10 protein-coding genes and 1 tRNA gene are annotated in these 15,504 nt (G+C 61.9%); 7 read left to right on the top strand and 4 right to left on the bottom strand.

The genetic code is table 11. The features are described from left to right. Positions 1–43 precede the first annotated feature (43 nt). From EI293_RS04370 to EI293_RS04355, 4 genes are all read left to right on the top strand, one after another. Positions 44–1,732, top strand: coding sequence for a sodium/sugar symporter (locus EI293_RS04370; protein ID WP_125435910.1), 1,689 nt, complete (start codon positions 44–46; stop codon positions 1,730–1,732). A 48-nt stretch (positions 1,733–1,780) separates the two neighbouring features. Further along, positions 1,781–2,872 (top strand): endo-1,4-beta-xylanase, encoded by a 1,092-nt coding sequence (locus EI293_RS04365; protein WP_125436257.1) that lies wholly within the window; start codon positions 1,781–1,783, stop codon positions 2,870–2,872. A 133-nt stretch (positions 2,873–3,005) separates the two neighbouring features. After that, positions 3,006–5,549, top strand: coding sequence for a glycosyl hydrolase 115 family protein (locus EI293_RS04360; protein ID WP_125435909.1), 2,544 nt, complete (start codon positions 3,006–3,008; stop codon positions 5,547–5,549). A gap of 157 nt (positions 5,550–5,706) precedes the next feature. Beyond that, positions 5,707–7,401: a glycoside hydrolase family 43 protein gene (locus EI293_RS04355; protein ID WP_246010523.1), complete on the top strand. Its 1,695-nt coding sequence runs from the start codon at positions 5,707–5,709 to the stop codon at positions 7,399–7,401. A 138-nt stretch (positions 7,402–7,539) separates the two neighbouring features. Here the strand turns inward: EI293_RS04355 and EI293_RS04350 are convergent, their stop codons facing one another. Next, entirely contained in the window at positions 7,540–9,420 is a 1,881-nt protein-coding gene (locus EI293_RS04350; RefSeq protein WP_125435907.1) for an endo-1,4-beta-xylanase, read from the bottom strand. A 414-nt stretch (positions 9,421–9,834) separates the two neighbouring features. On the opposite strand from EI293_RS04350, the gene EI293_RS04345 reads away from it, so the two are divergent. Then, entirely contained in the window at positions 9,835–11,625 is a 1,791-nt protein-coding gene (locus EI293_RS04345) for a glycosyl hydrolase 53 family protein (RefSeq protein WP_125435906.1), read from the top strand. 192 nt (positions 11,626–11,817) lie between these two features. Here the strand turns inward: EI293_RS04345 and EI293_RS04340 are convergent. The 3 genes from EI293_RS04340 to pheS form a co-directional block, all read right to left on the bottom strand. Continuing rightward, positions 11,818–11,894 (bottom strand) — tRNA-Asn (locus tag EI293_RS04340). Between the two features lie 96 nt (positions 11,895–11,990). After that, a complete protein-coding gene (locus EI293_RS04335; protein ID WP_246010522.1) occupies positions 11,991–12,434 on the bottom strand; it encodes a Rieske (2Fe-2S) protein in 444 nt (147 codons plus the stop codon). A gap of 156 nt (positions 12,435–12,590) precedes the next feature. Then, the gene (pheS, locus tag EI293_RS04330; RefSeq protein ID WP_125436255.1) at positions 12,591–13,628 is read right to left on the bottom strand and encodes a phenylalanine--tRNA ligase subunit alpha; all 1,038 of its coding nucleotides are present in this window, start codon (positions 13,626–13,628) and stop codon (positions 12,591–12,593) included. Between the two features lie 255 nt (positions 13,629–13,883). Between pheS and EI293_RS04325 the strand changes: the two genes are divergently transcribed. Together EI293_RS04325 and EI293_RS04320 are read left to right on the top strand one after the other, a co-directional pair. Continuing rightward, positions 13,884–14,453, top strand: a complete 570-nt coding sequence (locus EI293_RS04325; RefSeq protein ID WP_125435905.1) for a hypothetical protein — start codon at positions 13,884–13,886, stop codon at positions 14,451–14,453. A 369-nt stretch (positions 14,454–14,822) separates the two neighbouring features. Then, positions 14,823–15,479, top strand: a complete 657-nt coding sequence (locus tag EI293_RS04320; protein WP_125435904.1) for a hypothetical protein — start codon at positions 14,823–14,825, stop codon at positions 15,477–15,479. Positions 15,480–15,504 lie beyond the last annotated feature (25 nt).

The following is a 15,504-nucleotide window of genomic DNA, read 5'->3' as shown; positions in this document are numbered from 1 at the left end:
GTTTCCCACTTGTGGCCCTCGGGCCAGTCTGCAACCCGTTTCAATGGAACACCAACTCGCGACTCTCGATTACGTCGTCTTTTTCACCTATTTCCTGATTGTCTCAGGATATGGTATCTGGATTTATCGCCGCAAAACCGGCCACGACGGCACGGCCGAGGGCGACTCCAAAGACTATTTCCTGGCCGAAGGCTCGCTCACGTGGTGGGCCATCGGCTCCTCGCTGATTGCCTCCAACATCTCGGCCGAGCAGTTCGTGGGCATGTCGGGCTCGGGCTTCAAGATGGGACTGGCCATTGCTACCTACGAGTGGATGGCGGCTCTGACGCTCATCATCGTGGCCGTGTTCTTCATTCCGGTGTATTTGAAGAACAAAATCTTCACGATGCCGCAGTTTCTGAGTCAGCGCTACAACGGCACCGTGGCCATGATTATGGCCGTGTTCTGGCTGGCCTTGTACATCGTCGTCAACCTGACTTCCATTCTCTACCTCGGGGCCATTGCCATCAGCAGCATTGCCGGCCTCAACCTGGAGTTCTGCCTCTACGCCCTGGCCTTGTTCGCGGTGATTATCACGCTGGGCGGCATGAAGGTAATCGGCTTCACCGACGTAATTCAGGTTTTTTTCCTGATTCTGGGCGGTTTGGCTACCACATATCTGGCCCTGAACATGGTGGCCGACCACTACGGCCAATCGGGCGTGCTGGCGGGCTTCAACCTGATGACCGACCAGGCCGGGGACCATTTTCAGATGATTTTTAAGCGCGACAACGAGAACTACATCGACCTGCCCGGCCTCACGGTGCTGCTGGGCGGCATGTGGATTGTGAACCTGAACTACTGGGGCTGCAACCAGTACATCACCCAGCGCGCCCTCGGGGCCGATTTGCCCACCGCCCGCGGCGGGCTGCTGTTTGCTGCCTTCCTCAAATTGCTGATGCCCCTTATCGTAGTGTTGCCCGGCATTGCGGCCTACGTGCTTTTCAAGGCTGATGTGTTCGGGGCCGCCGAGTTCGGCTCGGGCGCTGATCTGAACCCTGACCGCGCTTACCCCGTGCTGCTCAACATTCTGCCAGTGGGCCTGAAAGGTTTATCGTTTGCCGCCCTCACGGCGGCCGTGGTGGCCTCGCTGGCCGGTAAGGCCAACAGCATTGCCACCATCTTCACCCTCGATATCTACCAGAAAGTCCTGAACCCCGGGGCTTCGGAGAAGAAGCTGGTGAACGTGGGCAAGCTGGCCGTGGTAGTGGCCATGATTCTGGGCGTGCTGATTGCGCCCCACCTGGGCATCGACAAAAAAGGCGGCTTCCAGTACATTCAAGAGTACACCGGTTTTGTGTCGCCGGGCATTTTTGCCATGTTCATTCTGGGCTTCTTCTGGAAGAAAACGACCTCCACGGCGGCCCTGTTCGCCACCATCGGCGGCTTCTTGCTGTCGGTGCTGCTCAAGTTCCTGCCCACTTTCGCCAACCTTGCGTTCCTGGCTCCCTTCGGGTTTGCCGTGCCCAATGCGGCCGGCGTCTACGAAATCCCCTTCCTCGACCGGATGGGCTTCGTGTTCATCATCTGCGTAGCCATGATGGTGCTGATTAGTCTGTTCGAAACCAGCCGCGGGGTAAAAACCAACGGCTTGGAAGTAGACCGGAGTATGTTCAAAACCACCCGCGGCTTTGCCATCGGGGCCATGACCATCATGGTTCTACTCACTGTGCTGTATACCGTGTACTGGTAGCCGGTACGGGATCTGGGCCCAGCGGGCTAACTCCTTTCCATTGTGAATATTTTCTTTGCTTCCCGGCACAGACTGGCTACGGCCGGTTTGTTGCTGGCGGGCGTTGCCGTGCTCAGCAGCCAGCAAACCGCCGCGCCCAAAAAAGGCCTTAAAGACTACTATAAGGACTATTTTCCGATAGGTGTGGCCGTAGGCCGGGCCCAGCTACAAGGCCCCGAGGCCACGCTGATTAAGCAGCAGTTCAACAGCGTGACGCCGGAAAACGCCATGAAAATGGGCCCGATTCATCCGGAAGAAAACCGCTACTTCTGGGCCGATGCCGACGCCATTGTGAACTTCGCCCAGGCCAATAAGCTGCGCGTGCGGGGCCACAACCTGCTCTGGCACGAGCAGACGCCCAAGTGGCTGTTCAAAAACGCCGACGGCACCACCGTGAGCAAGGACGTGCTGCTCAAGCGCCTGCACGACCATATTTTCACGGTGGTGAAGCGCTACCAGGGCAAGATTTACGCCTGGGACGTAGTGAACGAAGCCATTGCCGATAACCCCCAGGAGTTTCTGCGCAACTCGGAGTGGTACCAGATCTGCGGTGACGAGTTTATTGCCAAAGCCTTCGAGTACGCCCACGAGGCCGACCCGAAAGCCCAGCTGTTCTACAACGACTACAACACCGAGCGGCCCGAAAAGCGGGAGCGAATCTACAAGTTGCTCAAGCAGCTCAAGGATGCCAAGGTGCCGATTGATGGCGTGGGCTTGCAGGGCCACTGGTCGTTGCAGGAGCCCACCGAGCCGGAGCTGCGCGCCGCCCTCGACCAGTACGCCTCCTTGGGCCTGAAAGTGCAGATTACCGAGCTGGACGTGTCCATCTACCCCTGGGAAAAGGACCGCCGCGCCAAGCGCCCCGACGAGTCGGATGCCTACACGCCGGAGTTGGCCCGGCAGCAGGCGGCCCAGTACAAGATGTTCTTCCGCGTGTTCCGCGACTACAAGAAAGTGCTTACCGGCGTCACGTTCTGGAATGTGTCGGACAAGTACTCCTGGCTGGATACCTACCCCGTGGCCGGCCGCAAAAACTACCCGTTGCTCTTCGACCAGAACCAGCAGCCCAAGCAGGCTTTTTGGGAAGTCGTGCAGTTCTAGTCGCCTCATCTACCTGTCATCCTGAGCTTGCGAAGGACCTTATAGTAATCGACCGATAGTCGTCAGTACGGCTAGTTCCAGCGTGATAAGGTCCTTCGCAAGCTCAGGATGACAAGCTGAACCCACCCGCCCCATGCCCATTCCCTTCCACCGTTCCGCGCTGCTGAGCCTGTTGCTGCTTCTGCTGCTGACGGGCACCGTTGCCGCCCAGCCCGCCGCCTACATTTCCGCCAAAAAGAGCAGCGGGAGCTTTCCGCTGGCCGGGGCCGGCAAAGCGGCCTCGCTCTACGCCAGCGCCCAGGACTGGCCCGGCGTGCTGCGCGCCGCCCGGGATTTGCAGGCCGATATCAACCGCGTAACCCAACTTACGCCCACGCTCACAATCGATAAAGTGCCCTCCGGCCAAGAGGTCGTGCTGATAGGTACCATCGGCAAAAGCCCGCTGATTGATGGGCTGGTGCAGGCCGGCAAGCTGGATGCAGCGGGCGTGGCCGGCAAGTGGGAAACCTTCGTGGTGCAGGTGGTGGAAAAGCCGCTGCCGGGCGTGACGAGGGCCTTGGTTATTGCGGGCAGCGACAAGAGGGGCACTATCTACGGCATCTACGATGTGTCGCAGCAGATGGGGGTGTCGCCGTGGTACTGGTGGGCCGATGTGCCGGTGAAGCCGCAAACGGCGCTGCACGTGGCCGCTGGTCGCCACAGCCAGGGTGAGCCGCAGGTGAAATACCGCGGCATCTTCCTCAACGATGAGGCCCCGGCCCTCAGCGGCTGGGCTAAGGAGAAGTTCGGTGGCATCAACTCCAAGATGTACGTGCATGTGTTTGAGCTGCTGCTGCGGCTCAAGGGCAACTACCTCTGGCCCGCCATGTGGGGCAACGCCTTCAACGACGACGACAAGCAAAGCCCGGTGCTGGCCGACGAGTACGGCATCGTGATGGGGACTTCCCACCACGAGCCCATGCTGCGCGCCCAGCAGGAGTGGAAGCGCTTCGGCAAAGGCCCCTGGAACTACCAGACCAACGAAAAAACGCTCCAGGACTTCTGGCGGCAGGGCATCGTGAACATGGGCACCCACGAAAGCATCGTGACGGTGGGCATGCGCGGCGACGGTGACGAGCCCATGAGCGAGGACAGCAACATTGCCCTGCTGGAAAAGATTGTGGCCGACCAGCGCCGCATCATCGGGGAAGTAACCGGCCAGCCCGCCGCCCAGACGCCTCAGCTCTGGGCCCTCTACAAGGAAGTGCAGGACTACTACGACCGGGGCATGCGCGTGCCCGACGACGTGACCCTGCTGCTCTGCGACGACAACTGGGGCAACCTGCGCAAGCTGCCCAAAGTGGGGGAGAAGCCCCGGGCCGGCGGCTACGGCATCTACTACCACTTCGACTACGTGGGCGGGCCGCGCAACTATAAGTGGCTTAACACCAATCCGCTGCCCCGCATCTGGGAGCAGATGCACCTGGCCCACGAGTACGGGGCCAACCAGATCTGGATTGTGAACGTGGGCGACCTGAAGCCAATGGAGCTGCCCATCAGCTTCTTCCTCGATTACGCCTGGAACCCCGGCCGCATCAGCGCCGACCAGGTGGCCTCCTACACCCGGCAGTGGGCCGCCCGGCAGTTTGGTGAGAAGCACGCCTCGGATATTGCCGACATTCTGGCTAAATACGCCAAGTACAACGCCCGGCGCAAGCCCGAGCTACTCGACGCTACTACCTACAGCCTCACCACCGGCGAGTGGGCTGCCGTGGTGGCCGAGTACAACGCGTTGCGCACCCGTGCCGAGGCCATTGAGAAGCAGCTGCCGGCTGCTTACCAGGATGCCTACTTTCAGCTGGTGCTGCACCCGGTGCTGGCCTGCGCCAACCTAAACGAGCTATACTACACCGTGGCTCTGAACCGGGAAGCCGCCAAAACCGGCCAACCCACCACCAACGAGCTGGCCGCCAAAGCCAAGCTACTCTACGACCAGGACGCCGCCCTCACGCGCCGCTACCACGCCCTGGCCGGCGGCAAGTGGAATCACATGATGGACCAGACCCACATCGGCTACACCTACTGGCAGCAGCCCGAGCAGAACGCCATGCCCGCCGTGCAGACGCTCCCGCAACCGGCCCCGCCGGCCGCTGCTCCACCCGCCGCGCCGGCTCCGGTCGCGTACGTGTCGGTGGAGGCGGAAAACTACAGCCGGGCCGTGAGTGCCGGGGGCATCAGCTGGCAGCACCTGCCCGACCTGGGCCGCACGGCCGGGGCCGTTACCACGTTTCCGGTGACGGCCGCCGCCACGGCCGCGCCGGGCGGCAGCAGTCCGCACCTGGAGTACCGCTTCACGCTAACCCAAACCGGCCCCGTAACGGTGCACGCCTACCTGGCCCCCACGCTCAACTTCCTTGGTGGACCGGGCCTGCGCTACGCCGTATCCATCGACGACGAAGCGCCCCAGCTCATCAACCTGCACACCGGCCTAATAGCCGACAACGGCAACCGTCCCTGGGAAAAAGCCGTGGCCGACAATATCCTGCTCAAAACCTCCGCCCACACTCTAAACCGGCCCGGCGAGCATGTGCTGAAATTCTGGCGCGTGGACCCCGGCGTGGTGCTGGAAAAGCTGGTCATCAGCACCGGCCCGCTGCCCGCCACCTACCTCGGCCCGCCACCTACCGGCAAGCGGTAATGCCCGGTCCGACGGCTGGAAGCCGTCGGGCCGGTTGCCGGTAGCTGACGTTGGTGCATCGTTGTGCTGACGACCCGCCCGACAGCCGGTCCGACGGCTGCAGCCGCCGGACCGGACCCAAGCCTGAACCCTCCATCCATCTGAAACCCGAATGAAGGTGAACAACACAAAACGTAATCTGTGGCTGACGGCCGTTTTGGCGTGGGCGTTGCTGGGGAGTCCGGCCGCCTCGGCCCAGTCGATTACCCTGACTAACCCCATCCTGAACGGCTTCTACCCTGACCCCAGCGTGGTGAAGGTGGGGCCGGACTACTACCTGGTGACTTCCACGTTTTCCTATTTCCCGGGCATTCCGGTGTTCCACAGCCGGGACCTCAAAAACTGGCAACAGGTAGGCAACGTCATCAGCCGGCCTTCCCAGATGAACTTCCTGGGTGACCGGATGACGCGCGGCCTGTTCGCTCCCGCCATCGACAACCACAACGGCACCTACTACCTCACCTGCACCCTCATCGACCACAAGGGCAACTTCGTGGTGACGGCCAAAAACCCCGCCGGCCCCTGGAGTGAACCCATCTGGCTGCCCGAGGTGAAGGGCATCGACCCCTCGCTGTTCTTCGATAACGACAAGGTCTACGCCGTGTACAACAGCGACCCGCCCGACAACAAGCCGCTCTACGACGGCCACCGCTCCATCAAAATCATGGAACTGGACCCAGTGAAGCTCCAAAGCATCGGGGAGGCCCGCATGCTGGTGAACGGGGGCGTGGACCTGAGCAAAAAGCCGGTCTGGATTGAGGCCCCGCACCTGATGAAGCGCAACGGCTGGTACTACCTGTATGCGGCCGAGGGCGGCACCTCCGTCAACCACACCGAAGTGGTGTTCCGCGCCAAATCGGTGCAGGGGCCGTTTGTGCCCTACGAGCACAACCCCATCCTCACCCAGCGCACCCTGCCCGCCGACCGGAAGAACCCCATCACCTCGGCCGGGCACGCGCAGTTCGTGGAAGGCCCCGACGGGCAGACCTACGCCTTGTTTCTGGCCGTGCGGCCCTACGAGGGCAACCATTACAACACCGGCCGCGAAACGTTCATTGCCCCTGTCGTCTGGAAAGATGACTGGCCCATTGTGAATCCCGGCCCCCAGGGCGTGCAGTACAGCTACCAAGCCAACATCCGGGAGGTGAAGCAGCCCGGCGCCCGGCCCCAGAGCGGCAACTTCCGCTACACGCTCACCTTCGAGCGGCAGCTGGACCCGGCCCTGCTGTTCCTGCGCACCCAAGACAGCACGATGTATGCGCTGAACAAAGCCGCCGGCCTCACCCTGAAGCTCCGGCCCGAAACCTGCGCCGGACTGGGCAACCCGGCCTTCATTGGCAAGCGGCAGCAGCACCAGTTCTGCACCACCGAAACCGAGCTGAACTTCACTCCGAAATCGGCCAGCGAGAAGGCCGGGCTGGTGGTGTTTCAGGACGAGAAGCACTACTACTACCTCTGCAAATCCCTGGCCGATGGCAAGCCAGTGCTGCAGCTGCTCCGCAGCCAACCCGAGGCCGCCGAGCCGGATCTGCTGGCCCAGGCTCCCCTGAAATCGGCCACCGGCAAGGTGCAGCTCCGCGTCACGGCCGCCGCCGACACCTACGGCTTCCAGTTCTCAGAAGACGCCAAAACCTGGACCTCGCTGAAGGAAAAAGTGGATGCGCGCTTCCTGAGCACGCAGACGGCGGGCGGCTTTATCGGCTGCCTGATTGGCATGTACGCCACCTCCTCGGGCCAGCCCACCACCAACACGGCTGCTTTCCAGTGGCTGAAGTACGCCGGCTCCGACCCGGTGTACGCCCCTGCCAAGTAGGGCGTGCGCGGCAGGATAGAAAGGTTCGAATACATGGTTGCCGCTTCGCAGCCGAGCAGTGTAACTCCTCAAAAGCGAAACAGGCCGTGCGGTACCGCACGGCCTGTTTCGCTTTTGAGTTTGTAGCGGACCAATTCTCTACTCCACTACCAGTTTGCGGGAGGTGATGCCTTGGGCTTCCTGCACCTGCACCAGGTACATGCCGGGTGCTACACTCAGGGCCACCTCGACCGTTGCACGGTTGGCTCCCGGTATTTCCTGCACCAGCCGGCCGTTCAAATCAAACACCCGGATAGCCTGGACTCTCTCGCCGCCCTGCACTTGGAAGCGGCCGTGGCTGGCCGGGTTGGGCGCGAGCGTGAGGGCCGCATTGGCCTGATTGGCGCGGGTGCCGAGTACCGTGGAGCGCACATAGTTCTTGAGCCACACCAGCGCCGGACGTTCCGTGTTGTCGCCGTTGGCGAGGTAGGCGCCCTGGGCCGTGCGCCAGTGGCCGGGCCGGTAGCCCCACAGCGTGATGCCCTTCACGGCCGGATGCTCCCACAGCGTGGGGAAAATACGCTGGTATTCAGCCAGCTGAATGGCATCGTCCAGGACCGGCGGGTTAGCTGCATTTACTCCGTCAATATCCAGTTCCGTGATGTAGAGCGGCTTACCGGCCGAGGCCAGCGTCGTGAGGTTGGCCGCAAAGTTGGCTGCCGACACGTTGCGCGTCTCGAAGGCGTGTCCCTGAATGCCCACGCCGTCCACCAGATTGCGCGCCACCAGCAGGTTCATGATGCCCAGGTACCGTTGGGCGTTGGCCGTGGAGCTGGCCACGCCGTAGTCGTTGAGCAGCAGCTGGGTGGTGGGGAAATACTGCCGCGCCAGCTGAAACGAGGTAATCACCCAGTCCCAGCCGGTGGTGCCGGCCCCGCCCAGCGCGTTGTAGTAGTTGCCGGCCCCGCTGCCGGGCGTGTTGGGACCGTTGTTGCCCGTCGAGCCGTTGAGGGGCAGGTCGTTGGTGGGCTCGTTCACCACCTCAATCTGCGCGATGTTGGGGTAGCGCTGGGCCACGGCCGCAAACCACTCGTTGATTTCCCTTAACTGCTCCGAGGCCGGCAGATCCTCAATCCAGATGGGCTGCTGCGCGCCCCAGATCAGGGTGTGCATCTTGAACGGGTAGCCTTTGCGCTGGGCCAGGGCGTACGCCGAGTCTAGCTCCGTCCAGTTCATCACGTTGCGAACGGCCTCCACGCTGCCCCATTTGCCCGCGTTTTCGGGCGTCACCTGGTTGAAATAGTTGTTGAAAAACGGCTTCTGCGGATTGCTGTACACCCCGCCCAGAAACTTGGGTTTGCCCGCCGCCATCGGCAGACCCGTGGGCGTGAACACCACGGGCGGCGTGGTGGAACCCTGCGCGCCGGCATCGAGGTTGGCCACCGTGAAAAAGCGGCCGGTTTCCCCGAACACGAACTTATCAATGTCCAGCCCGTCCTCGCGCGCCCCGATCTGGAAGGTCTGGGTGAGGCCGCCGGCCGGTACCGTGAAGCTGATGGGCGGCTCGCCCCCGTTGAAGGCCGAGAGGTTCAGCCACTTCCACACCTGCTGCTGGCCGCCGCCGGCCCCGGTCACCACCTCCGTGGCCCCGGTGTAGCCCACGCCGTTCAGCTGGTTGACGGTAATCCAGTTTGTGTCGTCGGCCGGGAGCTTACTGCCAAAACCGTTGCCGTAGTAGAAACTGTCGTCGTTGGCCCCGCCGCTGCCGATGCGCACGCGGGCGTACAAATCGTAGCTGCCGGCCCCTGGAAACGTCACGGAATAGGTGATAATGCGGGCCGCTGTGCCCGGGCTCTGGCCGTTGATGGTGGCCGTGGGCACCACCGTCACGTACTGCACGCCGGCCTGCGTGGGGCTGGTCCAGTCGGCCCCGAGAGTACCGGTTTCGGCTTGTTGGGGAACGGGCGCGTTCTGGGCCCGGAGTTCGGCCGCCAGCAGCGAAAGAGGCAGCAGCAGCACAGGGAGTCTACGTCGGAACATAGCAGGATGGGATTGGTGGGAAGGAAAAAAGAACAGATTGCCAGAGCGGTCAAGATCCCTCAGAGGTCTGAATTTATTTCAATCAAGACGCATATAATTAGCTGAAAAACCGGGTGTTATAGAATAATCTCCGCAACCGATTTCGGTAGTTCATCGGCATCGATTGTGGTAGGCGGGAGGCCAAAATCCTGTTGGTGGCGGTTAAGAAACTGGCGGGCCGGGACGTACACTGCCCGCTGCCTGACCACTTCCTGCTTGCTTACGCAAACGTTTGTTTTAACTTGCGTTGTATCTTCGGCGGGCTAGGCATTCCGGGGCTGGTGGCCAGCCCGGCAAACCGGTTACAACTTCCGCTTGTTGGTAGTCTGTCAGACCTTTGCTGCTTTCCACCTACAATTCATCTACTTCCTGAAAATGAAGAACTTTCTACTTGTTGCGGGCTGTCTGTCGCCCTGGCTGCGTAGCATTGGCCTGGGGGTGGTGCTGCTTCTGAGCAGCCTCACGGCGTCGGCGCAAACGTTTGCTAAAGGGGCCGATACGGGTTGGCTCCAGCAGATGGAGGCCAATAACTACTACTTCTACAACGACCAGGGCGTCCGCCAGGACTGCTTCCAGATTCTCAAGGATAAGGGCATCAACTCCATCCGGCTGCGGGTGTGGGTGAACCCCTCGATGGTGGACTGGGTGAACGGCCACTGCAGCCCGGCCGAAGTGGTGACGATGGCCACCCGGGCCAAAAACATGGGTTTCCGCCTCATGATTGACTTTCATTACAGCGACAGTTGGGCCGACCCGGGCAAGCAGACCAAGCCGGCTGCCTGGGCCGGCCACAGCTTTGCCCAGCTCCAGGCCGACGTGTACGACCATACGGCCAGCGTGCTGACGGCCCTGAAAAACAACGGCGTAACGCCCGAGTGGGTGCAGGTGGGCAACGAAATTCCCGGTGGAATGCTCTGGCCCGAAGGGCGGTCCACCAACTTCGGCCAGCTCACCCAGCTCCTTAACAAAGGCTATGACGCCGTGAAAGCCGTAAGCCCCACCTCCAAAGTGGTGATTCACCTCGACAAGGGCAACGACAACGCCCAGTTCCGCTGGTTCTTCGACCAGCTCACCACCAACGGCGGCAAGTATGACGTCATTGGCATGTCGTACTACCCGTTCTGGCTGAACCAGGACTACACCGCGTCCATCAGCAGCCTGCAATACAACCTCAACGACATGGCCAGCCGCTACGGCAAGGAAGTAATCGTGGCGGAAGTAGGCGGCGACGCCGTGGCCGCCCCCCAGAACGTATACGACATGCTGGTGGCCGTGCAGAACGCAGTATACGGCGTGCCCGACGGCAAGGGCCTGGGCGTGTTCTACTGGGAGCCGCAGGGCTACCGCAGCTTCAGCGGCTACCAGCTCAGCGCCTGGGGCAACGACGGCAAGCCCACCGCCGCTATGAACGCCTTTCTGGTGACGCCTACCGCCCCCGTCCCGCCGGCCACTGGCACCAACGTGCTGACCAACCCCGGCTTCGAAGCCAACAACGCCGCCACCCAGACGCCCATCGGCTGGACCAGCTGGGCCAACACTACCGCCAACTACGCCGCCGACAAAACCGAGGCCGGCGGTCAGGCCAGCACCTACCGCCTCACGCACTGGCTGAACTCGGCCTACCAGGTAAGCACCTACCAGCTGAAAACCGGCCTCCCGAACGGCACCTACACGCTGCGGGCCTGGGTGCAGAGCAGCGGCGGCCAGACGGCCTGCCAGCTCTACGCTAAAAACTACGGCGGCGCGGAGCGCAATGTGAACCTGCCCGCTACCAGCACCTGGACCCAGGTGCAGCTTACCGGCATTCAGGTGACTAACGGCCAGTGCGAAATCGGGCTGTGGTCAGATGCCAATGCCAACAACTGGTGCAACCTCGACAACGTGGAACTGTTCTCGACTACCGTCACTTCCACCCGGGCCAAGGCCGGCCCCGTTGCCCGGACGCCCTATCCCAACCCCGCCACCGACCGCCTAACGCTGCTGCTGCCCCCCGGCGTTACGGAGGCCACGGCCACCGTCTACTCGCTCACGGGTCAGTTGCTACTCCGCCAAGCAGTACAGCCAGCGGCTTCCGGCCTAGATATCACGCGCCTACCCGCCGGGCTCTATCAGGTGCATTTAGAAAGCAAGGGGCATTCCGAGATGCAGAAGTTCGTCAAGCAGTAAGTTCAGGCTCAACCTCTAGGAAAAAAGTACTACCTGATTTTTCTTCAACGGGCTGTTCTGCCTCCTTCTTAGAGCAGGGCAGCCCGGTTTCGGTTATGGGCTCGCCAAGAGGTGCCACTGAAACTGTGTAACTCAGATGGGAAATGATATAAACGAAGAAAGTCCGCCTTGTGGGGCGGACTTTCTAAGCTGTGGCGCTCCCTCCTGGGCTCGAACCAGGGACCCTCTGATTAACAGTCAGATGCTCTAACCGGCTGAGCTAAGGAAGCGGTTATGGCGGCGGTGTTTTGCCGTTGCTGGTGCAATATTAGAGCAAACTTTCGGAAGCTGCAAATATGTGTTCTGAAAAATTCAAGACTATTTTTCTAGTTCGTGATTGTCAGGAGGTTGCCGGACAGGGCAGTGCTGTACCGGCGTAACGGAAGGGTGGCCGGCCCGGCTTCGGGCTGCCCGGTGAAGCTGAACTGCGACTTGCAGCACGGGTCGTAGAGGCGTAGAAACGGCTCCACTTTCACCCGCGAGCAGGTATCCAGCGGCTGGTAGGGGCAGTTGCGCTCAAAGGCTAAGTAGGAACTGGCATTCTGCCGCACCACGATGATGCCCCGAACGCCCCCTTTCACGTACACGGCACCATTATCAAACCGTAGGTTGCTGTTTTGCTGATCCGTCAGCACCAACTGCTCATTCACGGCTGCCAGCGGAATCTGGGGTTGCACATTGCCGCTGCCAGAGTTACAGGCCGCCAGCAGGGCCGGGCCAGCCAGCAGCCACAGGCTGGTAAGGCGGCTTGAGAACAGAGAGAAAGGCATGACGGGGTTCCGGTAGGGGTGAGAAGTTCCAAACGCACAGTTCGGCAAAACAGATACGCAGCAAGTCTGCCGGGCTGCCAGGATCTGCCAACAAAAACTCCCGCTGGTACGGCAAAGCACGCAGCGGGAGTGTACACTCAGGTCAGCCGCCGCGGGCTACTGGGCGCTTTCGAACTGGCGCAGGAAGCGGGCGTCGTTTTCTGTGAACAGGCGCAGGTCCTTGATCTGGTACTTGAGCATGGTGATGCGCTCAATGCCCATGCCCCAGGCGTAGCCGGAGTAGCGCTCCGGGTCGATGCCCGACTGCTCCAGCACGGCGGGGTCCACCATGCCGCAGCCGCCAATTTCCACCCAGCCGGTGCCCTTGCAGATGTTGCAGCCCTTGCCCTTGCAGATCAGGCAGGTGATGTCGATTTCGGCGGAAGGCTCGGTGAACGGGAAGAACGAGGGCCGGAACCGCACCTCCATATCACTTCCGAACAGCTCCTGCACGAAGTAGTACACGGTCTGCTTCAGATCGGCGAAGCTCACGTTTTCGTCAATGAATAAGGCCTCCACCTGATGGAACATCATGTGGGCGCGGGCCGAAATGGCTTCGTTGCGGTACACCCGGCCCGGCATGATGCTGCGGATGGGCGGCTGCTGCGACTTCATCACCCGCACCTGCACCGGGCTGGTGTGCGTGCGCAGCACCCACTCCGGTTCCCCAGCCTCGCGGCGCACGAAAAACGTATCCTGCATGTCGCGGGCGGGGTGGTTTTCGGGGAAGTTGAGGGCCGTGAAGTTGTGCCAGTCGTCCTCAATTTCCGGCCCTTCGGCCACGTTGAAGCCGATGCGGGCCAGGATGCGCACAATTTCCTCACGCACCAAGCTCAACGGGTGGCGGGTGCCCAGGGCCTGGGGCACGGTGGGTAGGGTGTAGTCGAAGGTGGGGTCGGCGGGGGCGTTGGCGCTGGTGGCTTCCAGCTCCTGCTGCCGCTGCTCGAAGCGAGCCTGGGCGGCCTGCTTGAGCTGGTTCAGCTCTTGGCCCACGGCCCGGCGGTCCTCCTGCGGCACCGTTTTAAGCTGGTCGAACAGGTCGGCGAGCTGGCCTTTGCGGCCGGTATAGGCAATGCGGAACTGGTCAAGCTGTTCCGCCGAAGTCAGGTCGTAAGCCTCAATTTCTGCCCGTACGCGGGCAATGGTATCCTGCATCATACCGCAAAGGTAAGTTGATTGCGCTTTGTTGATAACGGATTGCGCAGTGGGGTGAAAAAACAGCGTTGATCGGCCTGGGAAGGCTCAATTGTACTGGATAACGCCGCCTGAAATAAAATTGGTACGGTTGCTGCAAAGCGTCAGAACACAAGCGGCACTAAGCACTGGACGTGGGGCGCCACCCGTCAGTCGGCCGCTGTGCAAAGCCCGGCCTGTACCGGGCATAGTATCTACTTCTCGACTTTCCTTCCGATGAAACGGTTTTTCTTTGCCGCAGCCGTAGCTGCCGCCTTCTTCAGTGCGCCCCAGGCCCAGGCCCAAACCAACAAAAAAGCACCGGCTGCCAAAACGGCCAGGGCCGCCAACACCAGCGTGGCCCCGGCTGCTGCGCAACCCAATGATGACTGGGGCTGGGGAGATGTGCAGGCCGAGCGCGCCGTGCCCGAAGTATCAGGTTGGGACCTGCCCGCCGCCCAGGCGGCTACCGCTACGCCCGAGACCGACCCCATGATGCAGTCGTCAGGAGTACTGGTGGCCCCCGGCATGAGCTCTTCGCCCTACCGGGGCACCAGCACCGACTACAATGGTCGGCCCGTTGTTAAAACCAAATCCAAGCGTCCTCGCTCCGTGGAAGTAGCCCAGACCGACCCCATGATGCAGTCGTCGGGCGTGATGCTGGCCCCGGGCATGAACACGGCTCCGTACCGAAGCGTGAGCACCGACTATAACGGCCGCCCCCTGCGCAAAGCCTCCACCAACAACACCGTCACCGCCCAGGAGCCGGCACCAACGGATAACTCCACGATGGCTTCGGGCTGGTAAGCCGCCCCGTTCATAAGCGGAAAAACTGTCCGTTCACCTTGGTCGTGAGCGGGCAGTTGCTGTATAGTGAAATAGGTTCCGGACAGCCCTTATGCGGCCCGCCTGGGCCGCCTGCCAGACCAGCGGCGTCGCCCTGCTAGTGCCGCTGGCTGCGGAACGGCCAGACAGTTTTGGTAGCAATAAAAAACAGGTCGTTATGGCTTCTCACGCGCACTGTTAAGTAACAGGCGGCGTTTAGGTTATTGAATTTTGCCTGCCCCGGGAACTTCCTCTCCCGGGCTACGTTTGGCCAAAATGTGTGGCGGGGGTTTTAAGGCCCGCGCGGGGTGCCGTACCTTTGCGGTAAGAAGCTGCTTACTATTCTGTTCTATGACTCGACAAATCCTCCCGCTCCTCTTGTTAGGCAGCGTACTGATAGCCGCTCCGGCAATGGCCCAGAAGAAAAAAGCCGATGATGGCTGGGGTTCTTCGGATGGCTGGGGTGCCCCGGCCGCCAAGCCGGCCGCTAAAAAAGCAGCGGCTCCCAAGGCGGCCGTAGCCCCAACTCCCGCGCCAATGGCTGCTCCGGTAGCTGCTCCCGCTGCCGCCCCAGCGGGTGGCGAGTGGGGTGCCAGCGGCGGCTCGGCTGGTGGCGGTGCTGCCGTTGGTGGCGGTGCCGCTTCGGCGCCGGAGCAACCCATCGGAGCCAGCCTGGCCCCGGGTTTTTCGGCCGCTCCTTCGCGCCGGGTAACCACTGACTACCGGGGCCGCCCCCTGGCACCGTATATCCGCCGCTCGGTGCGCGCCTCCGATCCGGTGCCGCCTACGCCGGCTCCGGCTCCCATCGTAGCCCCTGAGCCCGAGCCCGCTCCGGTAGCCGTGGAGCCCACGCCCGCGCCCAAAGTAGCCAGCGCCGCTGGGGCTTCGGCCGGCACGAAAGCAGGTGGTGCTACGGCGACCAAGAAAGCTGCCGCGCCAGTGAAGAAAGCGGCTGCCCCCAAGAAAAAAGCCGATGATGGCTGGGGTGGCGGTGGCAGCGGCTGGTAAGTTCCTGGCAACGTGAAAATAATAC

The sequence above is a fragment of the Hymenobacter perfusus genome, from assembly GCF_003944765.1.
In the GTDB taxonomy this organism is placed as follows: domain Bacteria; phylum Bacteroidota; class Bacteroidia; order Cytophagales; family Hymenobacteraceae; genus Hymenobacter; species Hymenobacter perfusus.
The sequence above is the reverse complement of the archived record's forward strand: the minus strand, read 5'-3'. Positions and strand labels throughout refer to the sequence as shown.

Bases quoted from the DNA above. Each gene is read 5' to 3' on its own strand.
- EI293_RS04335 (WP_246010522.1), bottom strand. From the start codon at position 12,434: ATGCCTTTCTCTCTGTTCTCAAGCCGCCTTACCAGCCTGTGGCTGCTG.
- EI293_RS04345 (WP_125435906.1), top strand. From the start codon at position 9,835: ATGAAGAACTTTCTACTTGTTGCGGGCTGTCTGTCGCCCTGGCTGCGT.
- EI293_RS04360 (WP_125435909.1), top strand. From the start codon at position 3,006: ATGCCCATTCCCTTCCACCGTTCCGCGCTGCTGAGCCTGTTGCTGCTT.
- EI293_RS04325 (WP_125435905.1), top strand. From the start codon at position 13,884: ATGAAACGGTTTTTCTTTGCCGCAGCCGTAGCTGCCGCCTTCTTCAGT.
- EI293_RS04370 (WP_125435910.1), top strand. From the start codon at position 44: ATGGAACACCAACTCGCGACTCTCGATTACGTCGTCTTTTTCACCTAT.
- EI293_RS04350 (WP_125435907.1), bottom strand. From the start codon at position 9,420: ATGTTCCGACGTAGACTCCCTGTGCTGCTGCTGCCTCTTTCGCTGCTG.
- EI293_RS04320 (WP_125435904.1), top strand. From the start codon at position 14,823: ATGACTCGACAAATCCTCCCGCTCCTCTTGTTAGGCAGCGTACTGATA.
- pheS (WP_125436255.1), bottom strand. From the start codon at position 13,628: ATGCAGGATACCATTGCCCGCGTACGGGCAGAAATTGAGGCTTACGAC.